8 protein-coding genes are annotated in these 18,510 nt (G+C 33.8%); 2 read left to right on the plus strand and 6 right to left on the minus strand.

All coding sequences use genetic code 11. The annotated features are described in order from the left end of the window. Window positions 1–94 precede the first annotated feature (94 nt). Genes Q0945_RS05640 through Q0945_RS05650 form a run of 3 tightly spaced genes read right to left on the minus strand, consistent with a single transcriptional unit; the run spans window position 95 to window position 6,387 of the window. Window positions 95–2,419 (minus strand): GH92 family glycosyl hydrolase, encoded by a 2,325-nt coding sequence (locus Q0945_RS05640; protein WP_299431766.1) that lies wholly within the window; start codon window positions 2,417–2,419, stop codon window positions 95–97. A gap of 43 nt (window positions 2,420–2,462) precedes the next feature. Further along, the gene (locus Q0945_RS05645; protein WP_299431769.1) at window positions 2,463–5,156 is read right to left on the minus strand and encodes a GH92 family glycosyl hydrolase; all 2,694 of its coding nucleotides are present in this window, start codon (window positions 5,154–5,156) and stop codon (window positions 2,463–2,465) included. 28 nt (window positions 5,157–5,184) lie between these two features. Continuing rightward, a complete protein-coding gene (locus tag Q0945_RS05650) occupies window positions 5,185–6,387 on the minus strand; it encodes a CaiB/BaiF CoA-transferase family protein (protein ID WP_299431772.1) in 1,203 nt (400 codons plus the stop codon). Window positions 6,388–6,802: 415 nt separating this feature from the next. Between Q0945_RS05650 and Q0945_RS05655 the strand changes: the two genes are divergently transcribed. Together Q0945_RS05655 and Q0945_RS05660 are read left to right on the plus strand one after the other, a co-directional pair. Continuing rightward, window positions 6,803–10,405 (plus strand): glycosyl hydrolase-related protein, encoded by a 3,603-nt coding sequence (locus tag Q0945_RS05655; protein ID WP_299431775.1) that lies wholly within the window; start codon window positions 6,803–6,805, stop codon window positions 10,403–10,405. A gap of 17 nt (window positions 10,406–10,422) precedes the next feature. Then, complete coding sequence (locus Q0945_RS05660) at window positions 10,423–14,031, plus strand: glycosyl hydrolase-related protein (protein ID WP_299431778.1); 3,609 nt, start codon at window positions 10,423–10,425, stop codon at window positions 14,029–14,031. A gap of 102 nt (window positions 14,032–14,133) precedes the next feature. On the opposite strand, the gene Q0945_RS05665 is transcribed toward Q0945_RS05660, so the two are convergent. The 3 genes from Q0945_RS05665 to Q0945_RS05675 all read right to left on the minus strand — a co-directional run bounded on the left by Q0945_RS05665 (window position 14,134) and on the right by Q0945_RS05675 (window position 18,506). Further along, window positions 14,134–15,213 carry a peptide-N-glycosidase F-related protein gene (locus Q0945_RS05665; protein ID WP_299431781.1) on the minus strand — a complete coding sequence of 360 codons (1,080 nt, stop codon included), beginning with the start codon at window positions 15,211–15,213 and terminating at the stop codon, window positions 14,134–14,136. Between the two features lie 37 nt (window positions 15,214–15,250). Then, the gene (gene fucP, locus Q0945_RS05670; RefSeq protein WP_299431784.1) at window positions 15,251–16,561 is read right to left on the minus strand and encodes an L-fucose:H+ symporter permease; all 1,311 of its coding nucleotides are present in this window, start codon (window positions 16,559–16,561) and stop codon (window positions 15,251–15,253) included. A 79-nt stretch (window positions 16,562–16,640) separates the two neighbouring features. After that, window positions 16,641–18,506, minus strand: coding sequence for a LamG-like jellyroll fold domain-containing protein (locus Q0945_RS05675; protein WP_299431787.1), 1,866 nt, complete (start codon window positions 18,504–18,506; stop codon window positions 16,641–16,643). Window positions 18,507–18,510: the final 4 nt, after the last annotated feature.

Below are 18,510 nucleotides of genomic sequence, written 5' to 3' on the forward strand. Positions count from 1 at the left end.
AAAATTAATATTACACCTTTTTTTATTCTATTTTAAAATGAAGAGACTAAATATTTTCTACTCCTCCTTTGTTATTTATTACTCTATATGAAAGCTACTGCTTCTTTAAAGACGCTTCACTAATCATTTTAAAAATTAATTCTCCCCCATTTATAATTTCTTCGTGAGTGATATAATTTCTATTTAATACCTCTCCATTTAGTGCTACAGATTCAACAATAAAATTGGTGTTACTTAAATTTTTAGCTCTTACTGTAAATGTATTATTATTTGGAAGTTTTATTACTACTTCTTCTAACTGCGGAGCTCCTAAAACATAGTGTCCTCCTGTTGGATTTACTGGATAAAAACCAAGTACACCAAACATATACCATGCAGACATTTGCCCACAATCGTCATTCCCCATCAAACCATCTGGTTTTGTGTAATAATATTCATCAATTAGTGTTTTTATGATTTTATCTGTTTTATAGGGTTTATCTGAATATTTGTACAAATAAGGCAAATGGTGACAAGGTTCATTTCCATGCCAATATTGACCGTACGTACCATGAATATTCCAAACTAAAGTTTTTACCTCTGGTTTAGATTCTGAATAAAATAAATCGTCTAATTTTTTTCCAAATTCTGTTTTACCTCCCATAATAGCAACCAAACCTGAAATATCGTGTAAGACATGAAATTGATAATGGTATGCATTACCTTCTGTAAAATCTGAACCTTTAAGCCATTCGCCAACCACTTCAGATAAATCTACCTCTTTTTTAAATTCTCCTTTAGCATTTTTACCTCGCATAAAACCACTTTCTTTGTCATATACATTTTTATAATAAGTAACTCTTTTTTTAAGGAAGTCAGCCTCTTTTTGTTTTCCTAGCTTTTCAGCAAGTAAAGCCCCTGCATAATCGTCGTATGTATTCTCCAAAAGACGTGATACCGTTTCTCTACCATCATCAATACTAGACAGTTTAACATCGTAAGGAATATATCCAAAGGAATCTATCAATTCTACATGATTGCGGTAATGTGGTTTGGTTAAAGATGTCCAAACAGCATCAAAAATTTCCTCATCACTATAACCTTTTGGTTTTATGCCTTTTAAATAAGCATCAACAATTACAGGTACAGCATGGTTACCAACCATAGTATGCGTTTCTTGCCCCCAAAGTTGCCATCTTGGTAAGTACTTATTAGCTTCTTTGGGATTTAATGAATCAACAGTCATAAATTTATAACTATCAAGCATAGAGGTATTAATATCGCTTACTAAATCTGGACTAAGAATTGTGTACATTGGGTTTGCCGCACGATACGTATCCCAGAGAGACAATGTTGAATAGTATTTACCACTGGTTGCTTTTTGCACACCCGAATCGGCACTTCTAAATCCTCCATCTACATCTGCAATATTATTAGGTTGAATATAAAGATGGTACAAGCTAGTATAAAACGCTACTTTTTTATCTTCGTTTCCTTTTAAGTGAAACTTTGCTAATATGTCATTCCATTTTTTGTTGGTTGCTGCTCTAATGGAATCAAAACTATTCCATGTACTTATTTCTGTATCTAAGTTCTTTTTAGCCTCTGCTATTCCTACTGTAGATACTCCAATTTTTACTTCAAGAACTTTAGCACCTTGCATATCAAAATCAAGAATATAGCGTGGTGCCTTTTCATCTTTGTTTTCTGCTGGTGTTAGCTCTTGCTTTTTCACAATTTTCTTATTGAATTTGATTACATAATACAAATCTCTGGGTGCCCAAACCCTAGCTTTTCTATAGCCAGTTAACGTATAGTCGTCTTCAAATTGTTGATTAGCTTCTAAAATATTTAAAGGTATTTCATTAATATTCCAAGAGACGCCGTATTGTAAATCAATTAGGAGTTTTGCATTTTTTTCATTGTCATAAGTATATCTATGATATGCCACTCGTTCTGTAGCCGTTAACTCTACCTGTACTTTAAAATCATCTAAATACACCTTGTAATAACCTGGTTTGGCTATTTCAGAATCTTTTGTGTATGTAGATTTATAGTTAAATCTAGATTCACTATTAATAGTATCTGTGTTTAGAGGTTGTAATAAAATATCGGACATAGAAGGGCATCCTACACCATTTAAATGTGTTTGAGTAAAGCCTATTAACCAAGGATCGTTGTACTGATAACCAGCAATATGATCCATTTCATATCCTTTGTAATGAATATTATAAGATTCTGGACTTGGTTGCACCATTCCTAAGGGCGTTGTTGCTCCTGGAAATGTATGTCCTTCGTTTTGGGTTCCTATAAATGGGTTTACGTAGGAGGTATAATCCACTGCGTGAATTGGTGCTTTTTGTTTTGATTTTTTTGTGCAACTCAACACGAAAAAAACCATCAATAAAATGAGCTTTATATTTATTATTCTAGTCTTCATAAAAGTTTTTTTAATTATAAACAATACTATTTTTTCGCTTCAATTATTCACTAATTGAAGCATGTCTATCTCCTTTCAAGGCTCCCCAATCTTTATTAGGCTTTGGTCCCATTTCAAATTCTAAAGTACTGCCGTTCATAATAGCATCATGATGAATCCAAGATTTTGTGTAAGCTTCTCCATTTAAAGTCGCAGATTGTATGTACACATTTTCTTTTGAATTGTTATTCGCTATTATAGTAAAGACTTTACCATTTGCAAGATCTATACTTACCTTTTTAAATGCGGGGCTTCCTATTTGATAGGTTGGACTTCCGGGGCAGGTAGGATAAAATCCCATGGCTCCAAAAATATACCAAGACGACATTTGTCCGCAATCTTCATTACCTGGTAAGCCACCAGGAGTGTCTTCAAAATTATCATTAATTAATTCTCGGATTAATTTTTGCGTTTTCCATGGTGCTCCAACATAATTGTATAAGTATGGGGAATGCATTGAATATTCATCGCCTACGTAATAGAAGTCGTTTTTAAAGAAATGGTCTAAGTATTCCTCTAGTTTATGATTGCCTCCCATAAAATTGGCTAATCCTTGCACATCTTGTGGTGCAAAAAGAGTAATATTTCGAAAATAATTTTCTCTATCCTTGTCGCTTCCATACGCCCACCCACTAATTGATGGGTCGTTAGCATCTCGCCAAGAACCATCTGCATTTCTTCCTCGCACCATTTTGGTTTCCGGGTCTAAGAAATTCTTGTAATATAATGCACGTGCCATAAATTCATCATAAACATCTGTTTTACCCATAGCTTTCGCCATTTGAGCTATACAATAATCGTCATAAGCAAACTCCATGGTTCTTATGGCAGACTCTCCATATTTATCAGTAGGTACATACCCTAATTTTTGATACTCTAAAATTCCTGCACGCGCCACATAACGACCAGTACTTTTAGTAGTTGCATTTTTCATCATGGCTTCAAACGCTTTATCAACATTATAGCCTCTGATTCCTTTTACGTATGCATCCGCAATTACAGCATCGCCATGTGTACCATGCATAATGTTTGAATAGCCTGGACTTGGCCATTTTGGAATCCAACCGCCTTCATCATAAGAGTTAAGCAACGCTTCAATCATTACTGAAACCTTCTCAGGTTCAAGAAGTATAAGCAATGGATGTTCCGAACGGAATGTATCCCATAAAGAAAAATCAGTATACATAACTCCTGGCATTACTTTGCCATTAAACGCACTATAATGATAACCATCTTCTGTTATATTTCTTGGTAAAAGCATACAACGTTGTAAAGCGGTGTAGAAAATTTTCTTATCTGTTTCTGAGGCTTCAATTTTGATTTTACTTAGTGCTTGATTCCATTTATTTTTGGTTTCTTCTGCTGTTTTTTCAAAATCCCAATGATTAATTTCACTATTTAGATTTTTTCTTGCTTGGTCTATACTTATAAAAGAAGTCCCAATTTTAACTTGTACTTTTTCGCCTTCGTTAGTTTTAAAAGATATATGAACTGCATTAGCCTCAGCGCCTTTAGTTGCCATTAGACTAATTTGTTCTGGCGCATGTGTTACTGGAGGTGCGCAACCAAACTTTAATGTAGCACCGCCACCACTATCAAAATATTCAATTTTAATGCTATATGTTTTAGTGGCTTCTAAAGAAATGCTATACGTATCAGTAGTTGCACCTCGATTATACCAAGAATCTATAACTAATTTTTCATCTATAAATAAGCGTACGCCATCATCACTAGTAACATAGAATTTATGAATTCCTGATTGTTTTGTTACGAGTTCACCAATGTATTTTGCTGAAAATAGATCTGGTTTTATGCCTGCAAAAGGAGATCCGCTCCACTCGAAATCTATAATAGCATCATTTCTTGTAACACTTGGTTTTCCAGATAAGTTTAGATTGTTATAAAATTCACCTGTAAATCCTTCAGGAAATAGTAGAGATGTCTTAGTTATATCAGGTTTTGGTACTATCGTAAAACTATCAAAAGGCTTACTAAATTTTGCCACAAAATACGATGCAAATTCTCTGCCGGTATAGCCCATATTTCCAGTTCTACCCGTATTGTCTGTATAACCTTCTATCTCATTTTTTTTTGGATTTACACGAAAATAACCATGTGCAACAGGGTTATCTATAATAATATGGGATTCTTTTGATTCTGGATACGTAAACTGTAAAAACTTAGCTTTAGCAACAGCAGTTAATTCTGCTTTAATATTGTAATCCTCTAAAGTAACCGAATAATAATGTGGTTTTGCTATTTCATTAGCATGGTTAAATGTGGATGCGCGTTCTTCTGGTGTAATTTTTAAATCTCCAACCATAGGCATTATAGTTAGCGAACCATATTCAGACATAGAGGCTCCGTTTGGATAATGCGTACTTCTAAATCCTTGAATTTTTTCATGCTCCCACCAATACGGAATATCTTTTTTTGTGGTTTGTGGGCTAATCTGTGTCATTGCAAAAGGTGCTCCAACACCAGGATAAACATGTCCTTGCGGTAATTCGGCTTGACTTAAGGTAGATTTACCAGACCATGGTTTTGTTCCTATTCGTGTATCAATGTAATCTATTGAAGAATTTACTTCGGTAAGTGAATCTTGAGTTTTATTAGGATTACAACTTACTGTTAAAAGCGTACCTATTACTAATGTATATACTAATTTTGAGGATACTGTTAAGGTTACGCTTTTCATATATTTCTAAAGGTTTAATAAACTGCTTTTAAAGCCTCTCTATTGTTATAACATTCTCATTAATTAACTCTTGAATTTCTTGTTTACTCAGTCCTAATTCTGCTAAAATCTCTTCTCCGTGTTCGCCCAACATTGGCGATGGTCGTTTTATTTTCCCAGGAGTTTCGCTCATAGTAAATGGTATATTAGTAACCTTTACTTTACCAGCTTTAGGATGTTCTACCTCTACAAATGTTTTATTGTGAATGACCTGCGGATTCTGTTCTACTTCAGTATGGTTATGTACTTTGGCCACCCACAAATCCATTTCCAGCATAATATCTAACCACTCATCTGCTGTTTTGGTTATTGTTACAGCTTCTATTGCAGCATGAACTTCGTCACGTTTATCATAAAGTACTTGCGCATCATCATATTGCATAAGCTTAGGTTCTCCTAATGCCTCAACTAACTTAGCCCATGGATTCATAGCTATTGTTAAATAGCCATCGTTTGTTTTATATGTTCCAAATGGTGCTCCACTTCCTGGGTGTCCTATATTTGATTCTGGTCGTTCAAAAGGGGTATTTAAGTTCTGAATTGCAAAGAAATCCTGCATTTGAAAAGCTATAGCAGACGACAATAAATTTGTTTTTATTTCTTGCCCTTTACCCGTTTTCTCTCTAAAATATAATGCTGCAAGAATAGCATAAACAGAATTCAATCCGTTTACTTGGTCGCAAAGCGATGTTCCTAATACCACAGGGCCATCAGATTTTTTTCCACTAGTCATCGCAGCACCACTAACACTCTGCACTAACAAGTCTTGCCCTGGTCTAGTTACATAAGGGCCATCTGCACCCCAACCACTTGCTGAACAATAAATAATGCTTGGGTTAATCTTTTTTAAATCTTCATATCCAAAACCCAAACGCGCCATCACTCCAGGACGAAAATTCTCAACTACTACATCTGTATCTTTAACAAGTTTGTAGATGATTTCTTTTCCTTCTTCAGATTTAATATCTATAGATAATGAGCGTTTGTTTCTATTCCAAGCCATAAAACAAGGCGATTCGTCTTTGGCAATCCATTTGTTTAAAAATGTCATACCTCTATAAATATCTCCAGTTCCGTTTCTTTCTATTTTTATAATATCTGCACCCAAATCACCCATCATTTGGGTTGCATAAGGCCCTTGTAATAATTGTGAAAAATCTAAAACCTTAACGCCTTCTAATGCTTCTTGCATTTTTATAATTTTATATTAGTGTAAAATCTAAATTTTTAAAACTTTTTAAGCTCATTCTAAATTTTCATTTTTGAGATATTTCATGACTATTTTAACTTCTTTTCTAACTAAGCAGAACGAAATAAATACTTCTAAAAATCCATTTTATACTAGTTTTCAAGAATTTTAAACTACTCTATAAATATAATTTTCAAATATTTAATAAAATTAACATTTCGACGAACACCTCCTAGAAATACCTAAATAGCACTTTTAAGGCTATAAAAACCCTCAAAACTTAAATACAACTCATAAATAGCTATAAATAAAGTAAGTACTTATCGTTTTCAATACTAAAAAAACTAAATTTATTTAATATATTTGATAACTAAACCGATTTAGTTTTTCTTAAAAATTTGTTTAAATTTAATTAATTATGCTCTTGAATATTAAAAAACTTTCTATTTATTTTAAGGATTGTTTTTGTTTTATACTTCTTTTGGCTGTTAATATTCATGCCCATGGAGTTAAACCTAATTTAACTAAAACTACAATAGTATTTCATGAAGGTAATAGTAATAGTCACATTCATGAGCTAAACTCCAACTACAAACTCTACAAAAATTGCAAAAATGATACAGAAGGCTATAGCAAATCACTAAGCGGACGAGAATTTGGAGCTTATGGGTCGATTAGGGATGGGCTGTATAGCTCACTATTTACCCGGTCTAATAGCAACGATGAGCCTATTGGGTTTTTGACAAGTACAATTCCTGTAGATTATACTAAAGAGAGCGTTACCTTTTTTATGTTAAGCAACATTTCGCTAAAGCATAGAGACCATTTTAAAATACATGTTAACGACAAATTTCTACTTACGTTTAAGGCCAATGAAGATGGAACTTTAAATATTTCAGATAATATATTCAAAAGCAAGGCTGAGTTTGTTTTGATTAAGCGTGACGGTAATGGAGATGGTTATGGTGCCATGCGACTAACCGTACCAACTTCTTTTTTAAAAAAAGGAGAATCTGCAAAAATTAAAATAGAAGGCCATAGAAAAAACGATAATGCGTGGGTTATGATTTTTACAGCTACTGATGCTGTAGAGCGTATTAAAAAATCTGCAACTACTGAAACTGCTTTTGATATTAAAGAAAAAAATGGAAAACTTTATATAGACGCTCCTAGGTATTTTTCTGGAAGAAAGGTATATGTTGTTAGCGACGGTGTAAAAAGCAAAGTAAAAACATTTGAGGTGTTGGGCGAACAATCAAAAGCATCATTCACTATTGCGCCTCCTAAAAATGACTTCAAAATTGTTTATGGAGACGAAGCTCTGTCATTACTTTTTGAAAACAACGATGGTACAACATCAAAAACCGATATTGAAGGGCATTATTTATACCATCATAAAACCAACTATAAAAATGGTTGGCGAGCTTCTTTAACAAAAATGTATCGTCCCGAATATTTTGATACGTATGACGATTTCTTTGATAAAAAATATGCAGATGGAGGTATTTCCATCATGAACTCAAGTCATCAAGACATTGCATGGGTAGACAGACCAGAGGTTTGCATTATATTAAGAGATACGATGCTTTTAACACCTGTAATTAAAGATGCTTTTATTAGAGACGATTACGGGTTTGATATTGAAGATGGTTTAATGCTAAGAGAATATCTTAACAGACACCCAGAATCTCAAGAAAAAATTACAACACTTTTAAATAAGAAATTAATCTCTGTTGGCGCTACATACAATTGCCCTTACGAAGATATGTATGATGCCGAAGACCAAGTACGTCAATTATATCTTGGTAAAAAATGGGTAAAAAAGACCTTTGGGGGGTACGATTCTAAAGTATACTGGAACGTAGATGTACCTGGAAAAACGTTACAATTACCACAAATACTAAAAAAAGCAGGTGTAGATTATATGGTAATTAGTAGACATTCTAGAGGGATGTTTCATTGGGCTAGTCCTGATGGAAGCTCTGTTTTTACATATTCCCCTGGGCATTATGGTGTTGATGAAACTATGCTAAGGCGAGGTAACATGAACTCTAAAATAAAATATGGTGCTGAACAAATAAAGTTTTGGGAGAAGAATTTTGAAGATGGTAAAGTACAAACGCCACTACTATCTAGCCAAGATATGTTGCCCGCTATTGACTATTCTGATTATATAGCATCATGGAATACATTTGATACTTTAAAAGATGAAAAAGGACAACCTAAAGACGTGAATTTACCACCTATGGAATTAATGACTGTAGATGAGTATATGCCACTTGCCGAAAAACATGCTACAAAAGTAGATACTATTTTAGGAGAACGCCCAAACGTATGGCTTTACATTCATGGGCCAGGGCATCACGATGCACTTACGGCAAGTAGAGAAGGCTCTAAGTTACTACCAGCTGCCGAAAAATTCTTATCAATAGCTAATAAAATAGAACCTGCTAAAATGCCTTATCCATTTGAGGAATTTGATGAAGCTTGGCAAGCTAAAATTTATCCCGACCACGGTTGGGGTGGTCATGATGGCGATGTTACCGATAATTTATTTCAAGCAAATCTTGTAAAATCAAGAACTTTAGGGCAAAACCTTTTAGATAAAGGGATTAACTTTTTATCAAGCTATGTAAAATCTAATAAAAAATTAGGTATACCCATCGTATTGTATAATAGTTTATCCTGGAAACGGAATGACCCTGTAACCACTACGGTTCATTTTCCTAAAGGAAAAATTCAAAATATTTCTATTGTTTCTGCAAATAAAAAAGAAATAGCATCACAAACTAACAACAAACAATTACATGATGATGGCAGTATTAAAAGTATAGCTATTACGTTTATTGCTGAGGTTCCTTCTATTGGTTATAGTACCTATTACATTCAAAACAAAATCAGCTCTAAACAAAACAAATATGAAAACGCCACGCTAGATACTTACGAGAATCCGTTTTACAATATCACGTTTGAAGATGGTGGTATTTCACAAGTATATGATAAAGCATTTAAGAAAAACTTATTTAAAACAGATGTGTTTAAAATAGGAGAAGTATTTACTATGGAATCTTTTGGAACAGGTGCTGGCGAGTTTGGAGATATACAGCAACCTTCTATGAAAGATTTTGACCAAGTAAGCATTCATAATCCTAAATGGAAGATTATAGAAAATGGCCCAGTTTATACAAAATATAGACTAGAGCAACAAATTTTACATAGTATAGTAAGACAAGATGTAACGCTGTATCATAACTTAAAACGCGTTTACTTTAATAACAGTTTACGCAATTGGTCTGGTAAATTGTATCGTGAATTTAGAACAGCATTTCCTATAAACATGGATAGTCCTGAGGTAGCTCACGAAGTACCTTTCGGAAACGTACGCGTTGGTAAAGATGAAATTGAAACTGGTGGCGAATGGTACACACCGTTTTGTAAAGATGTACGCCCAAGAGGCATTATAGATTGGATTTCTGCAACAGATGATGATGTAGCCATAACTTTAAGCTCATCTGTAGCTGCTGCCGATTGGATTGACCCAACAGGAAAAACCAATACAACTATGTTACAAAATTTATTACTAGCCAGTAGAAGATCTTGCCATTGGGAGGGTAATGAATATTTACAAGGTGGAGACCATCACTACCATAATGTATTTACATCCAACAAATCAGGAAGTGTAAAGGGACAAAAAATAGCAAAACAAGAAAACGAACCTATACAAATTGTTATAAACCCTGTAACCACTTTAAAACCATACTTACCAGAAAATTTGAGTTTCTTTAAAATTGATGCGGAAAATGTCATCATCACAACAATTAAAAAAGCGGAAGAGTCTGAAGAGTTTATTGCGAGAATGTACAATCTTAAAGATGGAAATGAAAGCGTAAATATGTCTTCTTATTTCAATATAAACTCTTACAAGCATACTAATATTATAGAAGAAAATCCTAAACCAATAGCACCAAAATTAGTACTTGGTAAATATGCCATTGAAACTTTTAGCCTTGGAACTAAATAAAATTAATACATTAAAAAATGAAAATTAAAAACCGAAAATCAATCTTTAATCTAATTTGTTATCTAGGCATTACCTTAATTACAATTAGTATTTGTTATGCTAACAACAGCATAAAGCCTAATACCAACACTTCAATTATTCACGGTGGCACGAGTAATGTTGGGCATATAGAGAGTCTTAACACCAATTATCGTTTACACCAAATTTGTAAAGATGATATTGAAGGATATAAAGAAATGCTTTCTGGTTCTGAATATTTCTTATATCCGTCTATAAGAGAAGACATGAATGTAGCGATGATTTCAAGAGCTACCACAGGAAAAAAAGGATTCGAATTTTTAACAGGAGAAGTTCCTAAAAACTATGCTAAAGATAAAGTCAACTTCTTTTTTATTAGTGATATTGATTTTAACCTCAGAGAATCGTTTGATGTTATTGTAAATGACAAACCATTACTAACTTTCAATTCTAATAAAGATGGCTCACTTTCTATAACAGAAAACCCAGGGAATGGTCATGCCGAATACATTTTAGTAAGGCGTGATTTAAACGGCGACGGTCTTGGTGCTTTTCGTTTAACCGTACCTACATCATCTCTAAAAAAAGGAAAAAGTGCAAAAATTAAAGTTGTTGGGCGTAAAAAAAGCTCCAACTGTTGGTTTATGATTTTTAAAGGTACAGATGTTGTAGAACGCATCAATAAATCTGTTACCGATGAAGCTGCCTTTAGTATCAAACAAAAAGATGGAAAACTTTATATAGATGCACCTGCACATTTTTCAGGAAGATCTGTTTACGTCATTTCAGACGGAAAAAAAAGTAAAACTAAAACCTTTTCTGGCCAAGCCCAACTTGCCAAAACATCATTTAACATAGCAGCACCAAAACAATCGTTCAGTATTGTTTACAATAATCAAGAAATTGCTTTAACTTTTAATAAAGGCGACGGTAAAGCCATGAAATCAGATATTGAAGGACCTTTTTTATACCATCATATTACTAATTACAACCCTAACTGGACAGCTTCATTAGCAAAATTATACAAGCCAGAGTTTTTTGACACCTATGATGACTTTTTTAATAAAAAATATGAAAAAGGACTGGTATCTATTATGAACTCTAGCCACCAAGATATTGCTTGGGTAGACAGACCAGAAGTATGCATTATTTTAAGAGACACCTTACTCCTTGCACCAGTACTTAAAGATGCTTTTATAAGAGATGATTATGGTTTTGATATTGAAGATGGATTAATGCTTCGCGAATATATTGAAAGACACCCAGGCTCTGAAGAGCAAATTACAACATTGCTGCAAAGAAAATTAATGTCTGTTGGCGCTACTTACAATTGCCCTTACGAAGATATGTATGATGCTGAAGACCAAGTGAGACAGTTGTACTTAGGAAAAAAATGGGTAAAGAAAACCTTTGGTGGTTACGACTCTAAAGTTTACTGGAATGTTGATGTACCAGGAAAAACAATGCAACTCCCACAAATATTAAAAAAAGCTGGTGTTGATTATATGGTAATTAGTAGGCATGCAAAAGGCATGTTCCATTGGGCTAGCCCTGACGGAAGCTCTGTATTTACCTATTCACCTGGGCATTACGGTAACGATTTACTGTATCTTTCTAGAGATATGAATAACAAAATGAAATATGGTGCAGAACAAGTATTGTATTGGGAAAATAGTTTTGCCGAAGGTAAGATACAAACCCCTTTACTATCTAGTCAAGACATGCTACCTGCTATTGATTATTCAGATTATATTGATACCTGGAATACCTTTGATAAAGTAAAAGATGCTGAAGGTAAAGCTATAGACGTTAATTTACCAAAAATGGAATTAATGACAGTTGATGAATTTTTTCCTTTAGCAGAAAAGAATGCCACTAAAGTAGATACCATAATGGGAGAACGCCCTAATGTATGGGTTTACATTCATGGCCCTGGGCATCACGATGCACTTACAGCAAGTAGAGAAGCCTCTAAATTATTACCAGCCGCTGAAAAGTTTTTATCTATAGCAAATAAAATTGAACCAGATTTATCGCCATATCCCTTTGAAGCCTTTGATGAAGCGTGGCAGGCCAAAATTTACCCAGACCATGGTTGGGGTGGTCATGATGGCGATGTTACAGACAACCTTTTTAAAGAGAGTTTTGTAAAATCTAGAACCATGGGGCAAAACCTTTTAAATGATGGTATAGAACTTATTTCATCTAAAATTAAAAAGAACGAAAAATTAGGAAAACCTATCGTGCTTTTTAATAGTTTATCATGGAAAAGAACAGACCCAATAACTACAACTTTAAAATTTACTAAAGGCAATATAAAACATGTCACTATTGTATCTGCTAATAAAAAAGAAGTGCCATCTCAAACATCTAATGCTAAATATTATAACGATGGTAGTATTAGAAGTATTGATGTTACTTTTATAGCAAAAGATATTCCTTCCATAGGTTATGCTACGTACTACTTACAAGATAAAAATTCGGCCTCAAAAGGTAAAAACAATTCAGCTACAACTAGTACGTATGAGAATTCATTTTACGCTATAAATTTTGAAAAAGGTGGTATTACTAGCGTATATGACAAAGAACTGAAGAAAGAATTATTTGACAGCAGTGTATTTAAAGCTGGCGATGTGTTTACAATGGAATCGGTTGGAAATGGCGCAGGAGAATTTGGAGATGTGCAACAACCTACCATGAAAGATTACGATCAAGTAAGTGCTCACAATACCGAATGGAAAATCTTAGAAAATGGTGTGGTTTACACCAAATACAGATTAGAACAACAAATTAATCATGCTATTGTAAGACAGGATGTAACCTTATATCACGATTTAAAACGTGTTTATTTTAATACAAGCTTACGTAATTGGTCTGGAGAATTATACAGAGAATTTAGAACCGCATTTCCATTAAATATGGATAATCCAGAAATAGCGCATGAAGTACCTTTTGGAAGTGTACGTGTTGGAAAAGACGAAATTGAAACAGCAGGAGAACGTTATACGCCACTTTGCAAAGATGTACACCCAAGAGCTATTATAGATTGGATTTCGGCTACTGATGATGATATATCAGTAACCTTAAGCTCATCTGTAGCTGCAGCAGATTGGATAGATCCAACTGGTAAAACTAAAGCTGGCACACCAATATTACAAAACCTTTTATTAGCAAGTAGAACCTCTTGCCATTGGGAAGGCAATGAATATTCGCAAGGTGGCAACCACAACTTTCATAATGTATTTACCTCAACTAAAGCAGGAAGTATTGTAGGACAAAAAGTTGCTAAACAAGAAAATGAGCCTATACAAGTAGTTTTAAACACTGTAACATCAGCTAAATCGTATTTACCAGAACAATTAAGTTTCTTTTCTATAGATTCTGAAAATGTGATTGTAACTACGGTTAAAAAAGCAGAAGACTCAGAAGATTTTATTGCAAGAATGTATAATGTAAAGGATACCAACGAAACGGTAAACATATCTTCTTACTTTAATATTAAGTCTCAAAACCATACTAATATTATTGAAGAAAATCCAGTACCTGTTGCTCCTGCATTAAAAGTGGGTAAATACTCAATAGAGACTTTTAGCTTAGAAACTGATTAATAGCAACCATCCTTTTTTTAATAAAAATGGCTATCCGAATCTAGATAGCCATTTTTATTTATTGGAATCAACGTAACTTCCAAAAAACATCAAAATTGTACTTTAATCGTTCACTACAGGAGCTTCTATTGGCGTTTTGCTTTTAACTACAATATAAGTTGAAATAGCATAATAAGCTCCAGTTTGGCTTGATTGTGTTCCTCCATCTGACACCCAATCTTCAAAATCATACTCAAAATCGAAAGTTACATTTGAGTTAGATTTATCAAACTTATCAACTCTTGGTGGTACAGCCATACCAGGACACCAACCTGCTCTATCGGGTGCCCAATTACCGCGTTGTGGGTTTATTTTATTACTTCCACATCCAATAGGTTTTAATTCGTGTGTAAATTTGGGGTCATTATTAATTAAAATTTGGTGTGTTCTAAAGCACCATTCTGCACAACCTCTGCCATCGCTATCTGCAGGAGTGGCATGCCCCCAACCAGATATAACTGTTCGTAAATGTGTACTAAAGGCATTACTTGGTATTGCTATGGTTTTGGTTAAATCAAATCCTGCAGTACTACTTCCGTAAGGTACACCAGCTAAAGATAAAGCGTTATATGCTATAACTTCTGAAACGGCATAATAAGGATAATCAGGAATACCTTCTTCAAAATCAAATTCAACAGATAAATTCCAGCCATCGTCGCCCCAAGTTTCAATAAATGCTCTTAGCTCAACTTGACCTTCGAGCAAAGACTTAAAATCGGTAACATCTATTTCTATACCTCTAGTAAGCTGTGATGTATCAACGCCATAGGGTGTAATATAACGACCTAGTTCAAACCACTTTTTCGTTTTTTTGTCCTTAACACTTATGTTAGCATATACGTCCCATATATTACAACCAACAGATGGGCAATCCAAATTGATAAACATTTTGATGGACTTTACTTTTGCATTATTCGCGTTTAAAGTAAACGTACTAATTTTACTTTGGCTTAAGCCTGCTCCAAACGCAATTCTTGTTTGACTAAATGTTTTATAATTTAAGATTTCAAAATTCTCTGGTGGATTTTCATCCCCGAATTTAATTTCATTATTTACGGCATCACTACTACAAAAACTAAATACTAAAATAAAAATTAGGTAAAATGACAACTTTATTTTTTTTTTGAAAAAATACTTTTTCATAGATTTATTTTTGCTGACTTTTATTTTGGCATCTATATTATCTTTCATAATTAGAAAATACCTTCTTACCATACCAAGCAATATAGGTGAAACACAATAAAGGTAGTACAAAAGAGATATTTACTTCTGGCACTGATAAAATACTCACATCGGCAACCCCGTTACCTCCAATATCAATAATTTCTCCTTGTAATTTTGGCATTAAAGCACCACCTACAATCGCCATCACCAAACCTGCTGAACCAACTTTAGATTGCTCTTCCGTTAAGCCTTTTAAAGCAATCCCATAGATGGTCGGAAACATTAAAGACATGCAAAAAGACACACCCACTAAACTATACAAACCAATAACACCTTTCATTAGGATCGTAGCACCAACAAATACCATTGCCAAAATAGCAAAATACATAAGTAATTTTCCAGAACTTATAAATCGTAACAAATAAGTTCCTATTATTCGTCCTATTGTAAAAATGACAAAAGCAATCATTTGATAATAACCCGCTGTAACACTATCCATATTTATAGCCTCTGCGTATTGATAAATATAGGTCCAACACATAATTTGCGCCCCAACATATAATACTTGCGCTAATACTCCCAGAACATATTTTTTATTCTTAAAAAGAGCTGAAAAGGTTTCGGTAATATTAGACATATCACCATTTTCCTTAGACTGTGGCATTTTATTTATTAAGAACAATACAAAAACTCCTAAAATAACCAAACCAAGAATTACATAAGGATTACGAATAACTAATAAGTCAGATGTTTTTATCAAAATCTTTGAAGCTTCATCTAAGGAATTAAAATCTACAACATCGTCAGATTTTAAATTCTTTAGTACAAACTGCTGTGCAACAAACAAACCAGCAATAAGACCTACAGGGTTAAATGCCTGCGCCAAATTTAAACGTCGTGTAGCTGTTTCTTTTGAACCCATTGCTAATATATAAGGGTTTGCAGCCGTTTCTAAAAAAGCTAATCCAAAAGTTAAAATATATAAGCCTAAACAAAAAAACCAAAATTGTTCTGTAATAGCTGCCGGATAAAACAATAAAGCACCTATAGCGTATAAGCCTAAGCCTATTAATATACCTACTTTATAAGAATATTTACGCATGAATATAGCTGCTGGTAAAGCCATACAGAAATAGCCACCATAAAATGCCATTTGTACCCAAGCTGCTTGGGAATTAGACAATTCTAAAATTTTTTTAAATGCTTGCACCATTGGGTCAGTTACAGCATTAGCAAAACCCCATAACGCAAATAAAGAAGTAACTAATATAAAAGGCACTAAAACCTCTTTAGGAACTACTTTAACTTTGCTATCCCTTTTTTCCATAATATTCTAAATTCATTGATAATTAAAAAAGAAGAACCAGTAAAAGGTTCTTCTTTTTTTTAAAAATATTTAGATTAAGCTATTCTTTATTCCAAATAATACCTCTCATTTCTCCAGCATAATCTCCAGTTTCATCTGTAAACTGAATACCTTTAACTCTATCTAGTGGGAAATATATTTGAAGATTCGCTTCTGTACCATCTATGTCAGCATCAAATTGTCCAACAGAACGAACTTCATCCCAAATCCTAAAGTCTTTTATATCACCGTTCATTTTAAAACCAAATGAATTTCCTAACCAAATTTCTGCCCACCCAGATACTGCTGGAACTCCTATATCAGTAGACTGTCCTACCATATCACCATCAACATATATTGAAGTTGTCATTGCTGTATTATCATGTACGATAGCTACATGATGCCAAGTTCCTGATTTTAATGTTCCAGCAGGATACATTGGACCAATGTAACCAAACCCTTCTACGTTAGTCCAGTTCCATCCTCCACCAGAATTAAGTACATTTTCTTCTGTTAATTCAGCATAACCATTTACACGAAAACCAATATTACCATTACCCATGATATCCCCTATTGGAGGGTTAGTTGTTAAGTTTAAAGTTTTTAACCTTACTTCGAATTCATAAGTATAATCGCCTTGTGGTGTATAGTTTGGTGTAATTCTTAAACCAACGGAACTTGGATCTTCGCTATCAACATAAACTCCGTCTGCCGGTGCTACTAAATTCGCGTTTATCAGAGCTATTGAATCAATTAATGCACTCGCTGTATCATCTAAGGCTATTTGTCTTCCATCATTAGCCAATACATCATTAGCATTAGCTAATAAAGTATCTATATAATCAATTGTACCTACTGGATAATCACCATCCATATCGCCTTCTACTGCAGTAGCTCTAAAATCTGTCATTTGCTGAATAGCAGCATTTAAATTTGTATAGTCTAAAACTATAACTGGCGGCTCTGTTACCCATTCAAAATTTCCTTTTAAAGTGGCTGTAGAGTTACCAATGACATCAGAAAAACTATCTCCTAAATTAGAACTAAATGGGAAATAGGCAACTAAACCAGATTCAGTTCCATCAACTGTTACTCCAATATTTGCTTGTATTGTTCCTTGGTCAAATACAGAATCCCATACCTTAAATTCTTTAAATAAAGTATTACATGAACGATCATTAAAAGAAGGGCTGTTTCCTAAATACATTGCAACGTCTGTCATTTCTGGAACTGAACTAAGAGTTGTTACCAGTTGTCCGTTTATATAAAGTTTTTGTTCGTTACCAGTATTAGTATAAGCAACATTCATCCACTCACCAGATTTCATAGTTCCATCTGGAGACCAAGGAGACTCTGGCCACCCATCAGCAGTACCAGCTTGAACCTGTATTCGACCACTGCCTTGATATCTAGACCCCAATCCTCTAGATGGTTCATCTTCAGTACTAAATAGATTATTAGCATATCCTAATTGGTTTAGGTCTACTATATATATTTCCATTTCAATAGTAGAAGGCTTATACATTGCTTGTTTAATATTGTCTGAAAGTTCTATTCCAGAACCAACCCCGTGTTGTACCCATGGGAAAGCTTCAGAAACAAGACTCACTGAGAATTTATCTATCGCAGCATTTAGTTTTACAAAAGCGTCATCTATATCTCCTTGAGCTTTTGAACTTTCAATACGTTTATAAATCCAATTTACAACATCTTGTAAACTTTGTTTAGAACCTGGCTGAAAATCCCCGGCATTAATTCCTTCAACACTTGTTGCAATTAAACTTTCCGCTTCGGATATTTTAGATTCTAACTGAGCAATATCAAAAGAGCGGGTTGGCTCATCATCATTATCACACGATACTATAAAAAACAACAATACTAAAGGTAGTATTACCGCTATCTTTTTAAAATTATTTAATATTTTCATATTC

The sequence above is a fragment of the uncultured Maribacter sp. genome (assembly GCF_947500405.1).
Lineage (GTDB): Bacteria > Bacteroidota > Bacteroidia > Flavobacteriales > Flavobacteriaceae > Maribacter_B.

Coding starts and splice junctions, on each gene's coding strand:
- Q0945_RS05655 (WP_299431775.1), top strand. CDS start 6,803: ATGCTCTTGAATATTAAAAAACTTTCTATTTATTTTAAGGATTGTTTT.
- Q0945_RS05665 (WP_299431781.1), bottom strand. CDS start 15,213: ATGAAAAAGTATTTTTTCAAAAAAAAAATAAAGTTGTCATTTTACCTA.
- fucP (WP_299431784.1), bottom strand. CDS start 16,561: ATGGAAAAAAGGGATAGCAAAGTTAAAGTAGTTCCTAAAGAGGTTTTA.
- Q0945_RS05660 (WP_299431778.1), top strand. CDS start 10,423: ATGAAAATTAAAAACCGAAAATCAATCTTTAATCTAATTTGTTATCTA.
- Q0945_RS05675 (WP_299431787.1), bottom strand. CDS start 18,506: ATGAAAATATTAAATAATTTTAAAAAGATAGCGGTAATACTACCTTTA.
- Q0945_RS05645 (WP_299431769.1), bottom strand. CDS start 5,156: ATGAAAAGCGTAACCTTAACAGTATCCTCAAAATTAGTATATACATTA.
- Q0945_RS05640 (WP_299431766.1), bottom strand. CDS start 2,419: ATGAAGACTAGAATAATAAATATAAAGCTCATTTTATTGATGGTTTTT.
- Q0945_RS05650 (WP_299431772.1), bottom strand. CDS start 6,387: ATGCAAGAAGCATTAGAAGGCGTTAAGGTTTTAGATTTTTCACAATTA.